Below are 17,123 nucleotides of genomic sequence, written 5' to 3' on the forward strand. Positions count from 1 at the left end.
CGGGGATTTCTCCCCGCCCTTCTCTGGTCCAGACTGATCGGGCGATCAGAAGCTGACGTGCAGCGAACCCGACACGGCGCGCGGGGAACCGATCTGAACGAAGCCTGGGTTGCCATAAGCACCGCTGGTGAGCGTGATCGACTGGTTCAGGTTCCCGCCAAAGCCACCGACATAGAATTTGTCGAAGAGGTTACTGACATTGAGCTGGAACCATGTGTCCTTTGCACCCCAACGCGCCAGCGAGAAGCGAGCGTCCAGATCGACCAGCGTGTAAGCCGGGGCGGCCGCGCCGTAGATTTCGACCGGCGACGCGGTCGTACCGCGATAGGTCGGCAAGTTGGTGTCATAGACATAGCGCTTGCCGGTCCGCTTGGCCTGGATGCCGACGGTCACGCCTTCGACGTTCACTTCGGCGCGGCCACCCAGGGTGTAGACAGGGGCACCGCTCTCGCGCTTGCCCGCGGTGGGAGCATAGACGGTGGTTCCGTTCAGCACGCCGATCGCGATGTCGTCCTTGATCTCCGACTTCAGGTAGGAACCGAAGGCGTAGACGGTGAAATATTCGATTGGAGTATAGCTGATGCTACCGTCGATACCATATTTCTCGACCTTGCCCAGGTTACGATAGACGCTGACGTTCAGCTCCGGATCGTAGGACGAGGCCAGACGATTCTTGTAGTTGGTGTACCACAGAGAAAGCTGCGCCTGAAAACCGTTGGTGGCGTAGCGGGTACCGAGGTCGAAGCTGTCTGTGGTTTCCGGAGCCGGGTTCGCGCCGTCGGTGTTCCGGGCGAAGTAGAAGGCATTGTAAAGCGAGTCGGTGCCGGGCACCGACAGACCCTTAGAATAGTTCCAGAAGATGCTCGCTTCCGGCGTGATCTTATAATTCAGACCAATGCTCGGGAAAACCTTGTCATACTTATAAGTGCGCTTCTGGGGAACGGCCCAAGCGGGATTCAGCGTGCTCGCATTTGCCGGGATGACACCGTCGGTGCCGAAGCACTGGGTGGTGCCGCTCGCGGAGCTGGTGAAGCAGTTATTGTCCAGCTTGCGCTTGAAGAAGGGCGCACGCACGCCAGCCTGAACAGTCAGCGCTTCATCCAGGAACTTGCCGAGATATTCGGCCGAGAACTGGTTGAGGATGGCGTAGGAGAGGCGATCCCGCTTCTGGAGCGTCGCGCCGTTGACGTCGAGCTGTGCATTGTCGACGGGGAAGACGTCGAGCGCCTCGCCCGTCACGCCGACCAGGCCGACTTCGCCGGTCTGCCGGTGACGGCCATGATCGAAGGTGTAGGCGAAGCGGACGCGGTGGTCCTCATTGATGTCATAGCGCAGCGAGCTGATGACCGCGAAGCGATGGGTCTGGGTCTGGCTGGGCGCGAGGACGGTGACTGTGTCGAGCCTGTCGCCGTCGCCATTGATGTCACGGCCGAAATAGGGCGTGCTGCCGAAATAGCCGGTGACATTCTGGACGTTCGCCGCGCCACTGGCGGGGTTCAGGTCGTAGAAGCCTTCATTGGCGGTCGCCGTGCCTCCGCCATTCGCCTTCACATACTGATAGCTGGGGTCGACCGTCAGTACGAGGCCGTCAGCCAGCGTGAAGCGCGAGTTGATGCGGATATTGCCGGTGTTCGACGGGTTGAACCGATAGTCGAACACGGTGCCGCAGCTGTTCGCGACATCGGCGAGGCCCGGGCGAGCAGCGGAGGTTGTGCAGGCCGCAAGCGTATAAAAACGCTCGTCCTTCGTCATGGGGAAGCGGTTTGACGAGTTCGGACCGACCACGCGGCCCTGGTCCGTATCGATGCGCAGCGGCAGCGAGCCGAAGAAATTGTTGCGGTTCGCGTTATAATGGCCGGCGATCGAGATGAAGTCGCCATTGCTGCCGATCGGCTGATAGACTTTGGCGTTATACTGCTGCTTGTCGATGACGCCGAAATTGTTGAACACGTTGTCGTTGCGCGTGGTCGACGCCGAGAACCAGGCCTTGGTGCCGAACGGCGTGAACACGCCGGTTTCGACCAGACCGAAAAGGCGGAAGAAGTCGTAATCGCCAGCCGCGCCGACCATCGTGACCTTGAAATCATCCGAGCCGTTCATCGACCGATAATTGACCGTGCCACCCGATGCCGCCGCAGTCGGGCTGTCGACGTCGGTCGAACCCAGATTGACGTTCACTTCCTCGATCAGTTCGGGATCGAGCTGCTGGTTGGAATAGATCGCATAGTTGCCGGTGTCGTTCAGCGGCATACCGTCAAAGGTCAGCGACACGCGATCCGGTCCAAAACCGCGGATGTTGAGCGTACCGCCGGCCGAGCCGTAGGGATCGTTATTCTGGAAGCTGACGCCGGGGATCAGGTTGATCGCGTTCAGGATGCTGTTGCCGGACCCCTGCTTGGCAATGATCTCCTGGGTGAGGACACCCTTGGCCTTGGTCGTATCGGGAAGGACGACGCCGCCGACACCGCCAGCGACTTTCGCGCCAGTGACGATGATGGTGTCTTCGAAATCCTGCGAACCCGTCGACTGCGCAAATGCAGCGCCCGGAATGGCGACAGCGATGATCGCGGCGCTGCCCATCAGAAATTGTTTCATATGCCCCTTGTCCCTTTTCAAGAGTGGCGCGAGCCGCGCCCGAATGTCCCGCTCTTTCAAGCCGCTGCCGCCTGTGACGGCCTCTGGCGACGCCCCTGTGATGCTCTGATTGCAATTTTGTTACAATGCACCATCAGGACTGTCACAACCCTGCCGACGCCAAGACCAGCGTCCGGCTTGGCGGTACGGAATTGCAGGTAATTTGTTGAAATTTAATGACGAATTTTGACGCAACAGACCTAGTTTGACAGTGGTGCAATTTTGCAACGCGGCGAGAATTTTTGTGCAGCGCACGCACTGCACAACAAAAAAGGCCGGCGATCGCTCGCCGGCCTTTTTGGCTTACGCTACGGAAACCGTCGCAAAGATCAGGCGGCGTCCTCCGCCCGCTTCTTGTTGTCGCTGAACACGCGAATCGGTTCCTTGGTGCCGGCAACGACATCCTTGTCGACCACCACTTCGCCAACGCCCTCCATAGACGGCAGGTCGAACATGGTGTCCAGCAGGATCGCTTCCAGGATCGAGCGAAGCCCGCGCGCGCCGGTCTTGCGCTCGATCGCCTTCCTGGCAATCGCGGTCAGCGCGTCTTCGGTGAAGCTGAGTTCGACATTCTCCATGTCGAACAGCTTCTGATACTGCTTCACCAGAGCGTTCTTCGGTTCGACCAGGATCTTGACCAGCGCGGTCACATCCAGATCCTCCAGCGTCGCGATCACCGGAAGACGACCGACAAATTCAGGGATCAGGCCGAATTTGAGCAGATCCTCCGGTTCGCTCTGACGCAGCAGTTCGCCGGTCTTGCGCTCCTCGGGCGCGGCAACATGGGCGCCGAAGCCGATCGACTTGGCTTCCAGACGGTCGCCGATGATCTTTTCCAGTCCCGCGAACGCGCCCCCGCAGATGAACAGGATGTTGGTCGTGTCGACCTGGAGGAACTCCTGCTGCGGATGCTTGCGGCCGCCCTGCGGCGGCACCGAAGCGGTGGTGCCTTCCATCAGCTTGAGCAGCGCCTGCTGCACGCCTTCGCCCGACACGTCGCGGGTGATGGACGGGTTTTCCGCCTTGCGGCTGATCTTGTCGATCTCGTCGATGTAAACGATACCGCGCTGCGCCTTCTCGACATTATAGTCGGATGCCTGGAGCAGCTTGAGGATGATGTTCTCCACATCTTCGCCGACATAGCCCGCTTCGGTCAGGGTCGTCGCGTCCGCCATGGTGAAGGGCACGTCGAACGTCTTGGCCAGCGTCTGCGCCAGCAAGGTCTTGCCGCAGCCGGTCGGGCCGACGAGCAGGATGTTCGACTTCGCCAGTTCCACCTCGCCCGGCTTGGTCCCGTGGTTGAGGCGCTTGTAATGATTGTGGACCGCGACGGAGAGAACGCGCTTGGCGCGATTCTGACCGATCACATAATCGTCGAGCACGTCGCAAATTTCCTGCGGCGTGGGAACGCCGCCATCCTTCTTGCCGACGAGACCGCCCTTGGTCTCCTCGCGAATGATGTCGTTGCACAGTTCCACGCACTCATCGCAGATGAACACGGTCGGCCCTGCGATCAGCTTGCGCACCTCATGCTGCGACTTCCCGCAGAAAGAGCAGTAGAGGGTGCTTTTTGAATCGGAGCCGGTCAGCTTGGTCATTCGTCAATCTCTCTCCCCTCCCGGACTGGAACCGCAGAACCGTGTCCGGAGAGGGATTTTCTGGTCCAAAGGTCATCCTAGACCGCGGCGCGCCTTTTCCACAAGTGGAGAAAGTGGAGCACCACGGTAAAGATGGCCTTTAGCCCTCCGTGGTTTCCGCCGCGGCAGGGCGGCGATCGAACACTTCATCGACCAGGCCGAATGCCTTGGCCTCGTCCGCTTCCAGGAAGGTGTCGCGGTCCATCGCCCGTTCCACCTCATCCAGCGTGCGGCCGGTATACTGAACGTACAGGTCGTTCAGGCGACGACGGATACGCAGGATTTCCTTGGCTTGAATCTCGATGTCGGACGCCATGCCCTGGGCGCCGCCCGACGGCTGGTGCACCATGATGCGCGCGTTCGACAGCGCTATGCGCTTGCCCGGCTCGCCGGCGGCCAGCAAGAAGCTGCCCATCGACGCGGCCTGGCCGATGCAGACGGTGCCGACCTGCGGACGGATATATTTCATCGTGTCATGGATCGCCATGCCGGCCGTGACCACGCCGCCGGGCGAGTTGATGTACATCCAGATGTCCTTCTTCGGGTTTTCCGATTCGAGGAACAGCAACTGGGCAACGATGAGCGAGGCCATATGGTCCTCGACCTGGCCGGTGACGAAGATGATCCGTTCGCGCAGGAGCCGCGAGAAGATGTCGAAGCTGCGTTCGCCGCGGTTCGACTGTTCGATGACGATGGGGACCAACGCGGCCATGGGATCGGACATGATATCGGTCATTGTGCTCTTTCAGAGTGGTTGCTTTTGCCCAGGCCCTACATCGGCACAAATGGCGGATGGTTCAAGGGGCTTGGCGCGCGGACCCGCCGATCAGTCGCGGCGGGCGAAGTCGGACGGGGCGCGGAAGGCGAGATAGGCGAGCCGGCGTACTTCGCGACGCCCACGCACGACCGTGTCCAGGATGAGGCCGCACATCATCGACAGGGTCGCGAGGATCATCAACCCCGTGACCAGGATCGCGGTCGGGAAGCGCGGCACCAGGCCGGTGTGAAAATAGGTGACGATCAGCGGCGCCGCCAGCCCCAGGCCCAGCGCCGTCAGGAAGGCCGCGATGATGCCGAAGAAGAGGACCGGCCGCTCGATGCGATAGAGGGTGATGATGGTGCGCAGGATGCGCCAGCCGTCGCGATAGGTGGAAAGCTTGCTGACCGACCCTTCAGGGCGCGCGCCATAGGCGGTCATCACTTCGGACACCGGCATCGCCAGTTCCAGCGCGTGGACGCTGATCTCGGTCTCGATCTCGAAGCCCGCGGACAGAACAGGGAAACTCTTGACGAAACGGCGTGAAAAGATCCGATAGCCCGAAAGAATGTCGGTGAAGCTGCGACCGAACAATTGCTTCAACAGGCTGGTAAGCGCCCAGTTGCCGAAGCGGTGGCCGCGTCGATAGGCGGCATCCACCTCGTCGCGGCGGCACCCGACCACCATGTCGAGATTATCGTCCAGCATCGCTGCGATCATAGCCGGGGCGGCGGCGGCCTCATAGGTCGCGTCGCCATCGGCCATGACATAGATGTCGGCATCGACGTCCGCGAACATGCGGCGGACCACATGGCCCTTGCCCTGCTGACCCACGCGGCGGACGATCGCGCCCGCACCGGACGCCAGCTCCCGGCTGCCGTCGCTGCTGTTATTGTCGAACACATAGATATCGGCGCCCGGCAACGCCCGGCGGAACCCCTCCACCGTCTGCACGATCGCGCCCGCTTCATTGTAGCAGGGCAGGATCACCGCGACGCGCGGCGCGACCAGCCCGGGCACCTTGCCCACGTTGTCGCCGGTCGCGCTCTCACCGGTCACTGGCGGAAATTCCTTCATCGTCGCACCTGGCCCCTGCCCCTTATGCCATCGCCATGGAGCATCATGATTAATATTTAATCTGCCATGCCGCCCGCGCAATGAAAAGCGCCCGCGCTTCCTGCTGGAAGCCGGGCGCTCGTCATGCCTGATCGGCAAGCTTATTCGGCCTTGGCGGCAGCCTTCTTGGGAGCAGCCTTCTTCTTGGGCTTCTCCTCGGCGGCAGCCTCCTCAGCGACGGCTTCGTCCTTCTTGGCGGCCTTCTTGGCGGCCGGCTTCTTGGCGGGCGCCTCCTCGGCTGCGGGAGCGGCTTCGGCCTCGGCAGGCTCGTCGGCCTTCTTCTTGGCAGCGGCCTTCTTCGCCTTGGGCTTTTCGTCATGATGGTCATGACCACAGCCCGGACCATGGACGTGCGGCTTGAGGTCGCCATCCTCGGCCTCGATCGCGGCTTCGAGTTCCTCGCGGGTCACCGCGCGATCGGTGATTTCAGCCTTGTCGAACAGGAAGTCGACGACCTTGTCCTCATAGAGCGGCGCGCGCAGCTGGGCGGCCGCCATCGGGTCCTGGCGAACATATTGCACGAAGCGCTCGCGGTCCTGCGGGCCGTACTGCTGCGCGGCCTGCATGATGAGGCGGTTCATTTCCTGATCCGAAACGGTCACGCCATTGGCCTGGCCGATTTCCGAGAGCAACAGACCCAGACGGACGCGACGCACGGCGATGGCGCGATAGTCGTCCTTCTCGGCTTCCATTTCCTTGAGGGCCGCTTCGGGATCTTCCTCATGGCCGGCTTCATGCTGGAGCTGCGCCCAGATCTGCTCGAACTCGGCTTCGACCATGCTCGGCGGAACATCGAAATCATGCGACGCGGCCAGCTGGTCGAGCAGCTTGCGCTTCATGTGAGTCCGGGTCAGGCCGTTATGTTCCTGTTCGATCTGGCCCTTGAGCAGTTCGTTCAGCTTTTCCAGGCTTTCCAGGCCCAGCGACTTGGCGAAATCGTCGTCCAGCTTGGGCTTTTCACCGTCCAGCACCGACTTGACGGTCACGTCGAAGGTCGCGGCCTTGCCGGCCAGATGCGCGGCGCCATAATCTTCGGGGAAGCTGACGTCGATGGTCTTTTCCTCACCCTTCTTCACGCCGGTCAGCTGTTCCTCGAAGCCGGGAATGAACTGACCCGAGCCGAGCTTGAGGCGGATGTCCTGGGCCGAACCGCCCTCGAACGCCTCACCATCGACCTTGCCGACGAAGTCGATGACCAGCGTGTCGCCCTCGGCGGCTTCATGGTCGTCGGCCTGTTCCTCAAGCGCGCCCTGCTGGGTGGCGATGCGGCCGGCAGCCTCGGCGACCTGCTCATCCGCGACCGCGACGGTCAGGCGTTCCAGCTTGAGGCCCTCGACGCTCGGCGCCGCGATTTCGGGCAGCACTTCCAGCGCGACCTTGACCTCGGCATCCTTGCCGAATTCGAAATTCTCGTCCAGCTCGACCGAGGGCTGCATCGCGGGACGCAGCTTCTGGTCAGCGATTAGCTTCTGGATGCTTTCCTGAATCGAATTGTTGAGCGCGTCGCGCTGCAGCGATTCCCCGTGCATCTTCTTCACGAGGTTCGCGGGCACCTTGCCGGGGCGGAAGCCGGGCATACGCACCTGTGGTGCGATCGCCTTCACTTCCTTTTCCACGCGGGCGTCGATATCCTTCGACGTGATGGTCACGGTATAGGCGCGCTTCAGGCCCTCGTTCAACGTCTCGACAGTCTGCATCTCTTCTCTCAAACGCTTTCTTCAGCTGAATTTCGGTGGCTTGGCCGCAGGCGGCGCTCTGGTGCGGGCGAAGGGACTCGAACCCCCACATCTTGCGATACCAGAACCTAAATCTGGCGCGTCTACCAGTTTCGCCACGCCCGCATCGGTCGCCGGTCGGCGCGGCATAGAGAAAAGCGCGCGCAGAGGCAAGGGATAGTGGAACCCGCCGCGGAACCGGTGGTGAGGGCCGAGCGTAGCGTCTTCGGAAGACAAAGGAGTGACAGCCATGGCCACCCGCCCCGACACCGGCCCGGACGGCGTTCCGCCGCCCGACAGAATCGAGCCTCAATCGCCCGACGAAATGCCCGCGCCCGACCTGCCGGTCGAAACGCCGATGACAGAACCCGACGAAATCAGCCCGGTCGGCCCCGACTATGACCAGCCGGATCGGGCGCCGACGGAGTTGCCGCCTCCCGACTGAGCAACGAAACGCAAGCGGGGCGCGGCTTATCCACAATAAATTTACCCAACCCCGCGCCTTTTTGGTTGATCGCTAAAAATTTGCCGCCCCTATGGCTGGACAGCCCCCTGCATCCATGATTGAACTGTGACAAATAAAATAATTCGGGAGAGGCGCGGCTGACAAAATAGGGGGTCAACGTGCAACGGGTTCGCGCCAAGCTGGAATGGTTCAAGACGGTGATCCTGCCACAGGAAGCCGCCCTTCGTGGCCGGCTCCGTAGGATATTGCCCTCCACCCACGAACTGGAGGACATGGTCGCAGAGGTCATGGCCCGCGCCTATGCCACGGACAATTGGGAAAATGTCACCACCGGCCGGGCCTATCTGTTCACCATCGCCCGCAATCTGGTGATCGACACCGCACGCCGCAACAAGGTGGTCAGCTTCGAGACGATCGCGGACCTGGAATTGCTGGGCGGAGAAAATAATATCGAGGCGCAGCTCCATGCCCGCGAAGCGCTGCGCCAGGTCGAGGCGATCGTCGAGTCGCTGCCCCCTCAATGCCGCCGGGTCTTCATTCTTCGCCGCATCCACGAAAAATCGATGCTGGAAATAGCGGAGGAGATGTCGCTGTCCGTTTCTACAGTTGAAAAACATCTGGCCAAAGCAATCGCAATAGTTATGCGGGCCTGGGCAGAACGTGAGGAAACGGACTTCGAGCGTGCAGGCGTCGGGACCAAGTTCAAGCTGCGGGGACAGGAACGCGATCGAAGCGGAAGCCGCGCGCCTGCTGGCCAGGCTTAACAGCGATCCCACCCCGCAAGACGAAGCCGACATCTGCACATGGATAGAATCCGATCCGCGCCACGCCGTGGCCTTCGCCCGAGCCGAAGCCGCCTGGGAAGCCGCCGAAAGGCTTAAAAGCGCCGCCGCCGATGTTACGCTGCCACCGCTTCATGCGATCGTCAGCGAAGAACAGCAGCGCCGCCTCTCCCGCAACATCATGGTCGCGGCCGCCGTTGCGGTCATGCTGTTCATCGTCGCGGCGATCGTGACGGTCCGCACCTTCAGCGGCGTCGAACGCCATGCCACCGCCATCGGCGAAATGCGCGACATCGCGCTGGAGGACGGCTCCACGCTGCATCTCAACAGCGACAGCGAAGCGGAAGTCCGCTTCACCTCCAATGGGCGCAAGGTCCGCATCCTGAAGGGTGAGGCATCGTTCGACGTGGCCCGCGACGCCGAACGCCCCTTCGACGTCGAAGCCCGCGCCGCCGTCATCCGCGCGGTGGGAACGGCCTTCAACGTGCGGATGCGGCCTTCGCTGATTGAACTGACCGTGACCCACGGCACCGTCACCGTCCATTCGGGCAACAGCATCCAGCAGAAGGTCGCGGCCGGCAGCGGCGCTGTCATCCAGCCGCGCAGCATCGCCCTCACCCGGCTGGGAACCAAGCTGATCGACCAGCGCACCGCCTGGCGCGAGCGGATGGTCGAGCTGGACGGCGAAACGATCGAGCAGGCGGCGGGCGAGTTCAACCGCTATCGCAAGGCGCCGATCCTGATCGGCGATACCCGTGTATCTGCGCTGCGGATCGGCGGGCGTTTCCGCACGACCGACAGTCGGGAGTTCCTGTCCGCACTGCAAATGAGCCTGCCGATCCGCGTGGTTAACGGCGAGGACGGGTCGGTGATGTTGCTGTATCGCGACGAATATCCGGCGGAAGCCGCCAATGCGACCGCCGGCTGATCAGCCCAGCAGTTCCCGCACCAGTTCCGGCACCAGTTCGCTGGCCGGCCCCATCCGGCTTTCCTCGAAATAGAAGCTGCCGGCCGAGGGATCGAGATTGAGTTCGAGTGTCCGCGCGCCGACATGGCGGGCGGTCTGGACGAAGCCGGCGGCCGGATAGACCGCGCCCGACGTACCGATCGACACGAACAGATCCGCGTCGCGCAGCGCCGTATCGATCCGGTCCATCTCATAGGGCATTTCACCGAAGAACACGATGTCCGGCCGCAGCGCGGCCCGGCCGCAGCCTTCGCAGATGGACGCAGGCGGGAGCGGGCCGGCCCAGGCGACGGCCTTGCCGCAGGCGGCGCAGAGGGCCGATTTCAGTTCGCCATGCATGTGGAGCAACCGCCGCGCGCCAGCGCGCTCATGCAGGTCATCGACATTCTGCGTGACGATCAGCAGGTCGCCGGCCCACGCCCGGTCGAGCGCCGCAAGCGCCTCATGCGCTGCATTGGGCACCACCTCGGCGAGCTTCGCCCGCCGCTCGTCGTAGAATCGATGGACCAGGCCGACATCCCGCGCCAGCGCCTCTGGCGTGCAGACATCCTCGACCCGATGGCCTTCCCACAATCCATCCGGCCCGCGAAAGGTGGCAAGGCCGCTTTCGGCGGAAATACCGGCGCCGGTCAGGATGACGATGTTGCGAATATCCTCGTTCATGGGCACAGCCTTAGCGATGCGATCATGGCTTCGCCAGCCGTCAGGCCGCGAGCTTGCGCGCCCGCTCCCGCCAGGCTTCCGCCAGCACATCCATGTCCACGAGCGCGCGAACGGCATCGGGATCGGCCTTGTGCCCGCCGCCGATGAGCAGGCGAAACAGCCGTGCGACCGACCATTGCGGTAGAGGCCGGTCGAGCAAGGCCATCCGGGTTCCTGCCTCCGCCTCGCCTTCGCGGATCACACGAAAATAGATGCCGCAACGCCCGGTCCGGACAATCGTCGCCATCACGTCGCGCGCGCCGAAACGATGGTCGAGCTTCCAGCAGGGTTGGCGTCCATGGCTGACTTCCACGATCGCACTTCCCAGCGAGAAGCGATCACCCAAACACAGATCCTCCTCGGTCATCCCGCGCGAGGCGATATTCTCACCGAAGGCTCCAGGGGCGTCTAGCAGCGGATGGTCCGGCCGAGCTTGCCGCCACCAGTCATAATGGTCCTGCGGATAGAGATGGATTGCCTTGTCCCACCCGCCATGATGGATGCGGTCAGCCACCGCATTGCCCTCCAACCCGTCCCAGCCGATCCGCACGGGGCCGTCGACCGGCCGCTTGGCAATGGCGCTATAATCCTCGCCGCGAAAGGGGACAGGCCTGCCGATCAGAAGGGCCTCGACGATCATGTGGGGCGTGTTCATGCCTCTCCATGCCATGACTGCGCCACTAACGCGATGGCCGGTCTGGAGCGAATGGCGTCAGGCGCTGCTGATTTCGGACCCCAGCTTCAACACTTCGGCACCGCTGTCGGTGGCGATGAGATAGGCGGGGTCCTGCGGCGATCCGTTGCGGCGGATGAGCGACCCCTCGATCCTGCGCTCCACATGGTGGTCGAACCGCTCGGCGACACGTCCGCGGCCGACGCCCTGCCCCCAGTTCCACTTGACCCGCCTTCCCTTACGGAATGTCTCGGTCATCTGGGCATCCTCTCCTGCTGGGGCATATGCGTCGGCCGGCCTCTCATCCTGGCAGAAGGCAAAATTCCGGGGGGCTTTTGTGGTTCCCTTGGGTTTTTCATTCTCTTGGGCTAAGGCGCGCCGATGGATGCTACCGGCCTTCGCGTCGCCCTGTTCAGCGGCAATTACAACTATGTTCGGGACGGCGCGAACCAGGCGCTCAACCGCTTCGTCGGCTATCTGCTGAGGCAGGGCGCGGCCGTGCGCGTCTATTCACCAACGACGGACACACCTGCCTTCGATCCGGCCGGCGACCTTGTGAGCGCGCCGTCATTCGCCGTGCCAGGGCGCAAGGAATATCGGGTTCCCTATCGACTGTCGGCGTCATTGCGCCGCGATCTCAAAAACTTCCGGCCCAACCTGGTGCATGTGGCCAGCCCCGACCCGCTGGGCCACCGCGCGCTCAGTTGGGCGCGTGACCATGGCCTGCCGACGGTCGCGTCCGTCCATACCCGGTTCGAAACCTATCCGCGCTATTATGGGCTGGCCTTCCTGGAGCCGCTGATCGAGTCGCTGCTCCGCCGCTTCTACCGCCGCTGCGACGCCATCGTGGCGCCATCCGAATCGATGGCGCAACTGCTGCGCGAGCAGCGGATGAACTATGATGTGGGCATCTGGACGCGCGGCATCGATCGGGACATTTTTCATCCCGCCCGACGCGACCTGGCCTGGCGGCGGTCGCTGGGCATCGCCGACGGTGTGCCGGCAATCGGTTTCATCGGCCGACTGGTGATGGAAAAGGGGCTGGACGTCTTTTCCGACACGATCGACCGACTGACCGAACGCCAGGTGCCCCACAAGGTGCTGGTGGTGGGCGAAGGCCCGGCGCGCGAATGGTTCCAGAACCGCCTGCCCCAGGCCGTCTTCACCGGGTTCCAGCAGGGGCAGGACCTGGGCCGCGCCGTCGCCAGCATGGACATGCTGTTCAATCCATCGGTTACCGAGACCTTTGGCAATGTGACGCTGGAGGCGATGGCGTGCGGCCTGCCCACGGTCGCCGCACGCGCCACGGGCAGCGAAAGCCTGGTCACCGAAGGGATCACCGGCCGCCTTATCCGGCCCGGTGCGATCGGCGATTTCGCCGACGCGTTGCAATATTATTGCCAGGACGAAAGCGCGCGCACTGCCGCCGGCAGGGCGGCCCAGGCCCGCGCCGAACGCAATGGCTGGGACCAGGTCAACCAGGCCCTGGTCGACACCTATCTGCGCGTCATCCGCCAGCGCGCCCAGGGAATGGTACCGCGTTCCAGCCCTGTTCCCTGATCGGCTCTCTGTCCCTATATCGGTCGCGATGGCCGATCTTTTTGCTTCCGATGACCCTGGCTCCGCCGATTTGGCGGACATCGCCCCGCTGGCCGACCGGCTGCGCCCGCGCACGCTGAGCGACGTGGTGGGACAGGAACATCTGACCGGTCCCGATGGCGCAATCGGCCGCATGGTGGCGGCGGGCCGGCTTTCCTCGATCATCTTCTGGGGGCCGCCTGGCACCGGCAAGACGACGATCTCCCGCCTTCTGGCGGATGCTGTGGGGATGCGGTTCGAACCGATTTCGGCGGTCTTTTCCGGAGTCGCGGACCTCAAGAAGGTCTTTGCCCTCGCCAAGGAGCATGGCCGGCGGGGCGAGAAGACGCTGTTGTTCGTGGACGAGATCCATCGGTTCAACCGCGCACAGCAGGACGGATTCCTGCCCTTCGTCGAGAACGGGACCGTCACGCTGGTGGGCGCGACCACCGAAAATCCGAGCTTCGAACTCAACGCCGCGCTGCTGTCCCGCGCACAGGTGCTTATCCTGCGTCGGCTGGACGCCGCGGCGCTGGAGCAGTTGCTGGACCGGGCAGAGGCGCTGACCGGCCGCCCGCTGCCCCTGGACGTCGCAGCGCGCGAAGCGTTGCTGGCGAGTGCGGATGGGGACGGCCGCTTCCTCCTCAACCAGGTTGAGACGCTCTATTCGATCGACATTCCGCAGCCGCTCGATCCCGCCGGCCTTTCCGCCCTGCTCCACCGCCGCGTTGCGGTCTATGACAAGGATAGGGAGGGGCATTACAACCTCATTTCCGCACTGCACAAAGCATTGCGCGGATCGGACCCACAGGCCGCGCTCTATTATCTGGCGCGGATGCTGACGGCGGGCGAGGAGCCGCTTTACGTGTTGCGGCGGCTGGTGCGTTTCGCGACCGAGGATATTGGCCTCGCCGATCCACAGGCGCTGGTCCAATGCCTTGCGGCCAAGGATGCCTATGAGTTTCTCGGTTCGCCGGAGGGGGAGCTGGCGATCGTGCAGGCCTGCCTCTATTGCGCCACGGCCCCCAAGTCGAATGCCGGCTATATGGCGATGAAGGCGTCCTTCAAGTCCGCGCGGGACACCGGATCGCTGATGCCGCCGATGAACATCGTCAACGCCCCCACCAAGCTGATGAAGCAGGTCGGCTACGGCAAGAACTATCAATATGACCATGATGCGGAGGGCGGCTTTTCCGGCGCCAATTACTGGCCGGACGAGATGAGTCCCCAGATCTATTACAGCCCCACCGATCGCGGGTTCGAGGCACGCATCGCCGAACGCATCGCCTATTGGAACCGGCTGCGGGCGGAGCGCGGCCCGGCGTGACGCCCCGCTTCGCGCGCTTCGCCGCGATCGACTGGTCGGGTGCCAAGGGCGCGCGGCACAAGGGCATAGCGATCGCCCTGTGCGAAACTGGACAGGCCGTGCCGCGCCTGATCCGCGCGCCGGGCGGCATCTGGTCGCGGCAGGCGGCCACCGACTGGTTGCTGGAGACGGCGGCCCAGACATCCACCCTGTTCGGTTTCGATTTCAGTTTCGCCCCGCCCTTCGTCACGCGCGGCGCCTATCTGCCGGGCGATGCGGCACCGGAGGACGGCCCGGCCTTCTGGGCCTATGTCGACGCAATCTGCGAGGACGCCGACCTGGGCGCGGCCAGCCTGCTGGAAGTTGCCCATCGCCGCCATTTCTATTTCGGCAAGGCGGATGGGGCGAAGGCCGGTTTCATGCACCACCGCGCCTGTGAAGCCCAATATAATGCAGGTGGCGCGGGCAAGCCTTCGACCGTCTATGATGCGATCGGCGCCGCGCAGGTGGCCAAGGCAAGCTTTGCGGGCATGAGGATGCTGCACAAGGTACGGCGGGAGGTGCCGGTCTGGCCCTTCGATCCCGTGCCCGCGACCGGATCTCTGGTCATCGAAATCTATACCAGCATCGCGGCTCGCGCGGCCGGGCGCCCCAAAGGCCGTACCAAGATGCGCGACACGGCCGCGTTGAATGCGGCGCTGTCGGCTCTGGGATCGGGCCAGCACATGGGGCCGATGCCCGACGACCATGGCGCCGACGCCCTCGTCACCGCCGCTTGGATGCGAAATGCGGCGCTGCGTCCGGACCTTTGGGCGCCACCGGCGCTGACGGCGAAAATTGCGCGAACAGAGGGCTGGACCTTCGGCGTGATCTGATAGTAAGGGCGTCCGACCCGAATGGGTGCGCCGGCTTAGCACAGCGGTAGTGCAGCGGTTTTGTAAACCGAAGGTCGGGGGTTCGATCCCCTCAGCCGGCACCATGACAGGCAGCGATGCCCGATCCCCAAAGCAAAATGGGGGCCGGCATTTCTGCCGGTCCCCACTTCCGTCGAGTCTAGCGATCCGCGTCCGTGAAGGATGCGATCATCGGCCCGGCGTGTCCTGCACGCATCCCTCGATCCGAGGTCGTTGTGCAGGCTGTGCTCCGGGTTATGGCCAAGGGCCGCCTTCCCGGTGCTGGTCATTTCTCCGATGCCCGACGTTCACTTTCGCGCGTACCCGGCAGCGGCTTCTACGACCGATCCGCCATTTGCAGTTCGATCCTTGCGGGCCGGCCTGCGACGAACCATCGATCTGACTTCAAATTCCTGAATTCTCAAGGAATTCTGGATCCGGATCACTCCGCTTCCGTCATCTCGATATGAAGATGGTCTCACCATCTGCGAGTCGTTCAAAGCGAAATCGGACAATTTGGTGACGATTTTTGCGCAAAGCTGTGGATAAGTTCGAGCCTTCGCTCACACGGGAGGCGACCAACCCGCCGGCGCGAGGGAAAATCCCGCAAATTCAAAGCCTGGCGTCACCGTGCAGCTCACCAGCGTCCAGCCGCCCTGCGGCGCGGCCGCCTGCCAATGATGCGCGGGTATCCAGCCCTGCGGGGTCTGACCAGCCAGCACGTCGCCTCCCAACAGCATTTCGCGCGCCGGTTCCTCATCCGCGGCCACTGACAAGCCGAGCGGCGCACCCGCGTGCCAGAACCAATGTTCGTCCGCATCGACCCGGTGCCAGTGCGACCGCTCATGCGCCTCCAGCAGGAACAGGATAGCCGTGCCTGCCGCCCGTTCTCCGGGGGCGGCAGGGGCGCGCCACGTCTCCCGATACCAACCGCCTTCGGGATGCGGCGCCAGACCGAGAGCCTGAATCAACGCCTGTCCCTGACGCCCATCTTCCGCGCACATCGTTTCACCTCAAATTTTATGTGTTTGAAAACAGAAACTTGGATCGTTGTCGTAGGTTCATGCAACTTCGATCAACATAAGGCGGTTCAAGCGACAAATCAGCTATCTGGAGGAGATACTCAATGCGTAAAGCCCTGCTAGCCCTGGCCGCCGTTTCGCTGGCCGTTCCCGTTTCCATGGCGGTGCCGACCGACGGTGCCCAGGCCCGCAAACATTATCGCTACAAGGAATGGCGTGGCCGGGACGGCCGCACCTATTGCCGCAAGTCCGACGGGACGACCGGCTTGATTATCGGCGGCGTCGGCGGCGCGCTGGTGGGCCGCGCGATCGACACCCGCGGCGACCGCGCGACGGGCACCATCCTGGGCGCCGCCGGCGGCGCGCTTCTCGGCAAGGAAATCGACAGCAAGCGCCGCTGCCGCTGATCGGTCGAGCGGGCGCCGCCCCTTGTCGGCGCCCGCTTCCGCAGCATCAGCGCCCATGAAAAAAGGGACGGCATCCCGTCGGATGCCGTCCCTATCTTTTATTTGGCCATAAGCCTTAGTTCGAGGCGGCGCCGCGCGCTTCCTCAACCTTGAAATTGACCTGCTGGCCGCCCGACACGCCCGAAACCTTGCCGTTCTTGACCGCGAGGTTGAAGGCCACGGCGTCGGGGAAGCGACGGCCGGAAATCACCTTGCCACCCTTGGTATCCTTCACCTGGTACACATAGGTGTAGCCCTCGTGGGTGAAGCGCTGCTTGGGGGCTTCCTCCGCCTGGACGGCGGTGGCGGCGATGGCGCTCAGCGCGCCGGCGACAATGAACTTGGACAGCATTCGCATGGGTAAACTCCTTGTGAATGCCGATCAAACACCTCTGTTTTTATTCTCGTTCTGTTGAGGCCGTCATATGT

At 63.2% G+C, this 17,123-nt stretch carries 17 protein-coding genes and 2 tRNA genes; 8 read left to right on the plus strand and 11 right to left on the minus strand.

The genetic code is table 11. From position 1 onward, the window contains the following. Positions 1 to 45: 45 nt before the first annotated feature. The 6 genes from K3M67_RS08405 to K3M67_RS08430 form a co-directional block, all read right to left on the minus strand. Positions 46 to 2,595 carry a TonB-dependent receptor gene (locus K3M67_RS08405; protein ID WP_285831268.1) on the minus strand — a complete coding sequence of 850 codons (2,550 nt, stop codon included), beginning with the start codon at positions 2,593 to 2,595 and terminating at the stop codon, positions 46 to 48. 368 nt (positions 2,596 to 2,963) lie between these two features. Then, positions 2,964 to 4,232: an ATP-dependent Clp protease ATP-binding subunit ClpX gene (gene clpX / locus K3M67_RS08410; protein ID WP_066859098.1), complete on the minus strand. Its 1,269-nt coding sequence runs from the start codon at positions 4,230 to 4,232 to the stop codon at positions 2,964 to 2,966. Between the two features lie 139 nt (positions 4,233 to 4,371). Continuing rightward, a complete protein-coding gene (locus K3M67_RS08415) occupies positions 4,372 to 5,007 on the minus strand; it encodes an ATP-dependent Clp protease proteolytic subunit (protein ID WP_066859097.1) in 636 nt (211 codons plus the stop codon). Positions 5,008 to 5,097: 90 nt separating this feature from the next. Next, positions 5,098 to 6,105, minus strand: coding sequence for a glycosyltransferase family 2 protein (locus K3M67_RS08420; protein ID WP_066859096.1), 1,008 nt, complete (start codon positions 6,103 to 6,105; stop codon positions 5,098 to 5,100). Positions 6,106 to 6,245: 140 nt separating this feature from the next. Next, a complete protein-coding gene (gene tig, locus K3M67_RS08425; RefSeq protein ID WP_066859095.1) occupies positions 6,246 to 7,841 on the minus strand; it encodes a trigger factor in 1,596 nt (531 codons plus the stop codon). 59 nt (positions 7,842 to 7,900) lie between these two features. Beyond that, positions 7,901 to 7,985, minus strand: a tRNA-Leu gene (locus K3M67_RS08430). A 124-nt stretch (positions 7,986 to 8,109) separates the two neighbouring features. On the opposite strand from K3M67_RS08430, the gene K3M67_RS08435 reads away from it, so the two are divergent. The 3 genes from K3M67_RS08435 (at position 8,110) to K3M67_RS08445 (ending at position 10,035) form a co-directional block, all read left to right on the plus strand. Beyond that, on the plus strand, positions 8,110 to 8,304 hold the full coding sequence (locus K3M67_RS08435) for a hypothetical protein (RefSeq protein WP_066859094.1): 195 nt from the start codon (positions 8,110 to 8,112) through the stop codon (positions 8,302 to 8,304). A gap of 179 nt (positions 8,305 to 8,483) precedes the next feature. Then, positions 8,484 to 9,089, plus strand: a complete 606-nt coding sequence (locus tag K3M67_RS08440; protein WP_066859093.1) for an RNA polymerase sigma factor — start codon at positions 8,484 to 8,486, stop codon at positions 9,087 to 9,089. After that, complete coding sequence (locus K3M67_RS08445; protein ID WP_066859092.1) at positions 9,007 to 10,035, plus strand: FecR family protein; 1,029 nt, start codon at positions 9,007 to 9,009, stop codon at positions 10,033 to 10,035. The genes K3M67_RS08440 and K3M67_RS08445 overlap by 83 nt, the downstream gene beginning before the upstream one ends. On the opposite strand, the gene K3M67_RS08450 is transcribed toward K3M67_RS08445, so the two are convergent. The 3 genes from K3M67_RS08450 to K3M67_RS08460 are packed head-to-tail and all read right to left on the minus strand — an operon-like array spanning position 10,036 to position 11,707. Continuing rightward, positions 10,036 to 10,737 carry an NAD-dependent deacylase gene (locus tag K3M67_RS08450; RefSeq protein ID WP_285831269.1) on the minus strand — a complete coding sequence of 234 codons (702 nt, stop codon included), beginning with the start codon at positions 10,735 to 10,737 and terminating at the stop codon, positions 10,036 to 10,038. Positions 10,738 to 10,777: 40 nt separating this feature from the next. Next, positions 10,778 to 11,431, minus strand: a complete 654-nt coding sequence (locus K3M67_RS08455; protein WP_285831270.1) for an MOSC domain-containing protein — start codon at positions 11,429 to 11,431, stop codon at positions 10,778 to 10,780. A gap of 57 nt (positions 11,432 to 11,488) precedes the next feature. After that, positions 11,489 to 11,707 (minus strand): hypervirulence associated TUDOR domain-containing protein, encoded by a 219-nt coding sequence (locus K3M67_RS08460; protein WP_066859089.1) that lies wholly within the window; start codon positions 11,705 to 11,707, stop codon positions 11,489 to 11,491. A gap of 123 nt (positions 11,708 to 11,830) precedes the next feature. Between K3M67_RS08460 and K3M67_RS08465 the strand changes: the two genes are divergently transcribed. From K3M67_RS08465 to K3M67_RS08480, 4 genes are all read left to right on the plus strand, one after another. Next, entirely contained in the window at positions 11,831 to 13,009 is a 1,179-nt protein-coding gene (locus K3M67_RS08465; protein ID WP_066859088.1) for a glycosyltransferase family 4 protein, read from the plus strand. A 28-nt stretch (positions 13,010 to 13,037) separates the two neighbouring features. Continuing rightward, positions 13,038 to 14,354, plus strand: a complete 1,317-nt coding sequence (locus tag K3M67_RS08470; protein ID WP_285831271.1) for a replication-associated recombination protein A — start codon at positions 13,038 to 13,040, stop codon at positions 14,352 to 14,354. Then, on the plus strand, positions 14,351 to 15,208 hold the full coding sequence (locus K3M67_RS08475; protein ID WP_066859464.1) for a hypothetical protein: 858 nt from the start codon (positions 14,351 to 14,353) through the stop codon (positions 15,206 to 15,208). The genes K3M67_RS08470 and K3M67_RS08475 overlap by 4 nt, the downstream gene beginning before the upstream one ends. A 29-nt stretch (positions 15,209 to 15,237) precedes the next feature. Continuing rightward, positions 15,238 to 15,312, plus strand: a tRNA-Thr gene (locus K3M67_RS08480). Between the two features lie 477 nt (positions 15,313 to 15,789). Here the strand turns inward: K3M67_RS08480 and K3M67_RS08485 are convergent. Then, the gene (locus K3M67_RS08485) at positions 15,790 to 16,230 is read right to left on the minus strand and encodes a cupin domain-containing protein (RefSeq protein ID WP_285831272.1); all 441 of its coding nucleotides are present in this window, start codon (positions 16,228 to 16,230) and stop codon (positions 15,790 to 15,792) included. 122 nt (positions 16,231 to 16,352) lie between these two features. Here K3M67_RS08485 and K3M67_RS08490 point away from each other — a divergent pair, with 122 nt between their 5' ends. Then, complete coding sequence (locus K3M67_RS08490; protein ID WP_066859085.1) at positions 16,353 to 16,655, plus strand: glycine zipper 2TM domain-containing protein; 303 nt, start codon at positions 16,353 to 16,355, stop codon at positions 16,653 to 16,655. 115 nt (positions 16,656 to 16,770) lie between these two features. Here the strand turns inward: K3M67_RS08490 and K3M67_RS08495 are convergent, their stop codons facing one another. After that, positions 16,771 to 17,046 (minus strand): hypothetical protein, encoded by a 276-nt coding sequence (locus K3M67_RS08495; protein WP_066859084.1) that lies wholly within the window; start codon positions 17,044 to 17,046, stop codon positions 16,771 to 16,773. Between the last annotated feature and the right edge of the window lie 77 nt (positions 17,047 to 17,123).

Origin of the sequence: Sphingobium sp. V4 (assembly GCF_029590555.1) — a bacterium.
Taxonomy (GTDB): domain Bacteria; phylum Pseudomonadota; class Alphaproteobacteria; order Sphingomonadales; family Sphingomonadaceae; genus Sphingobium.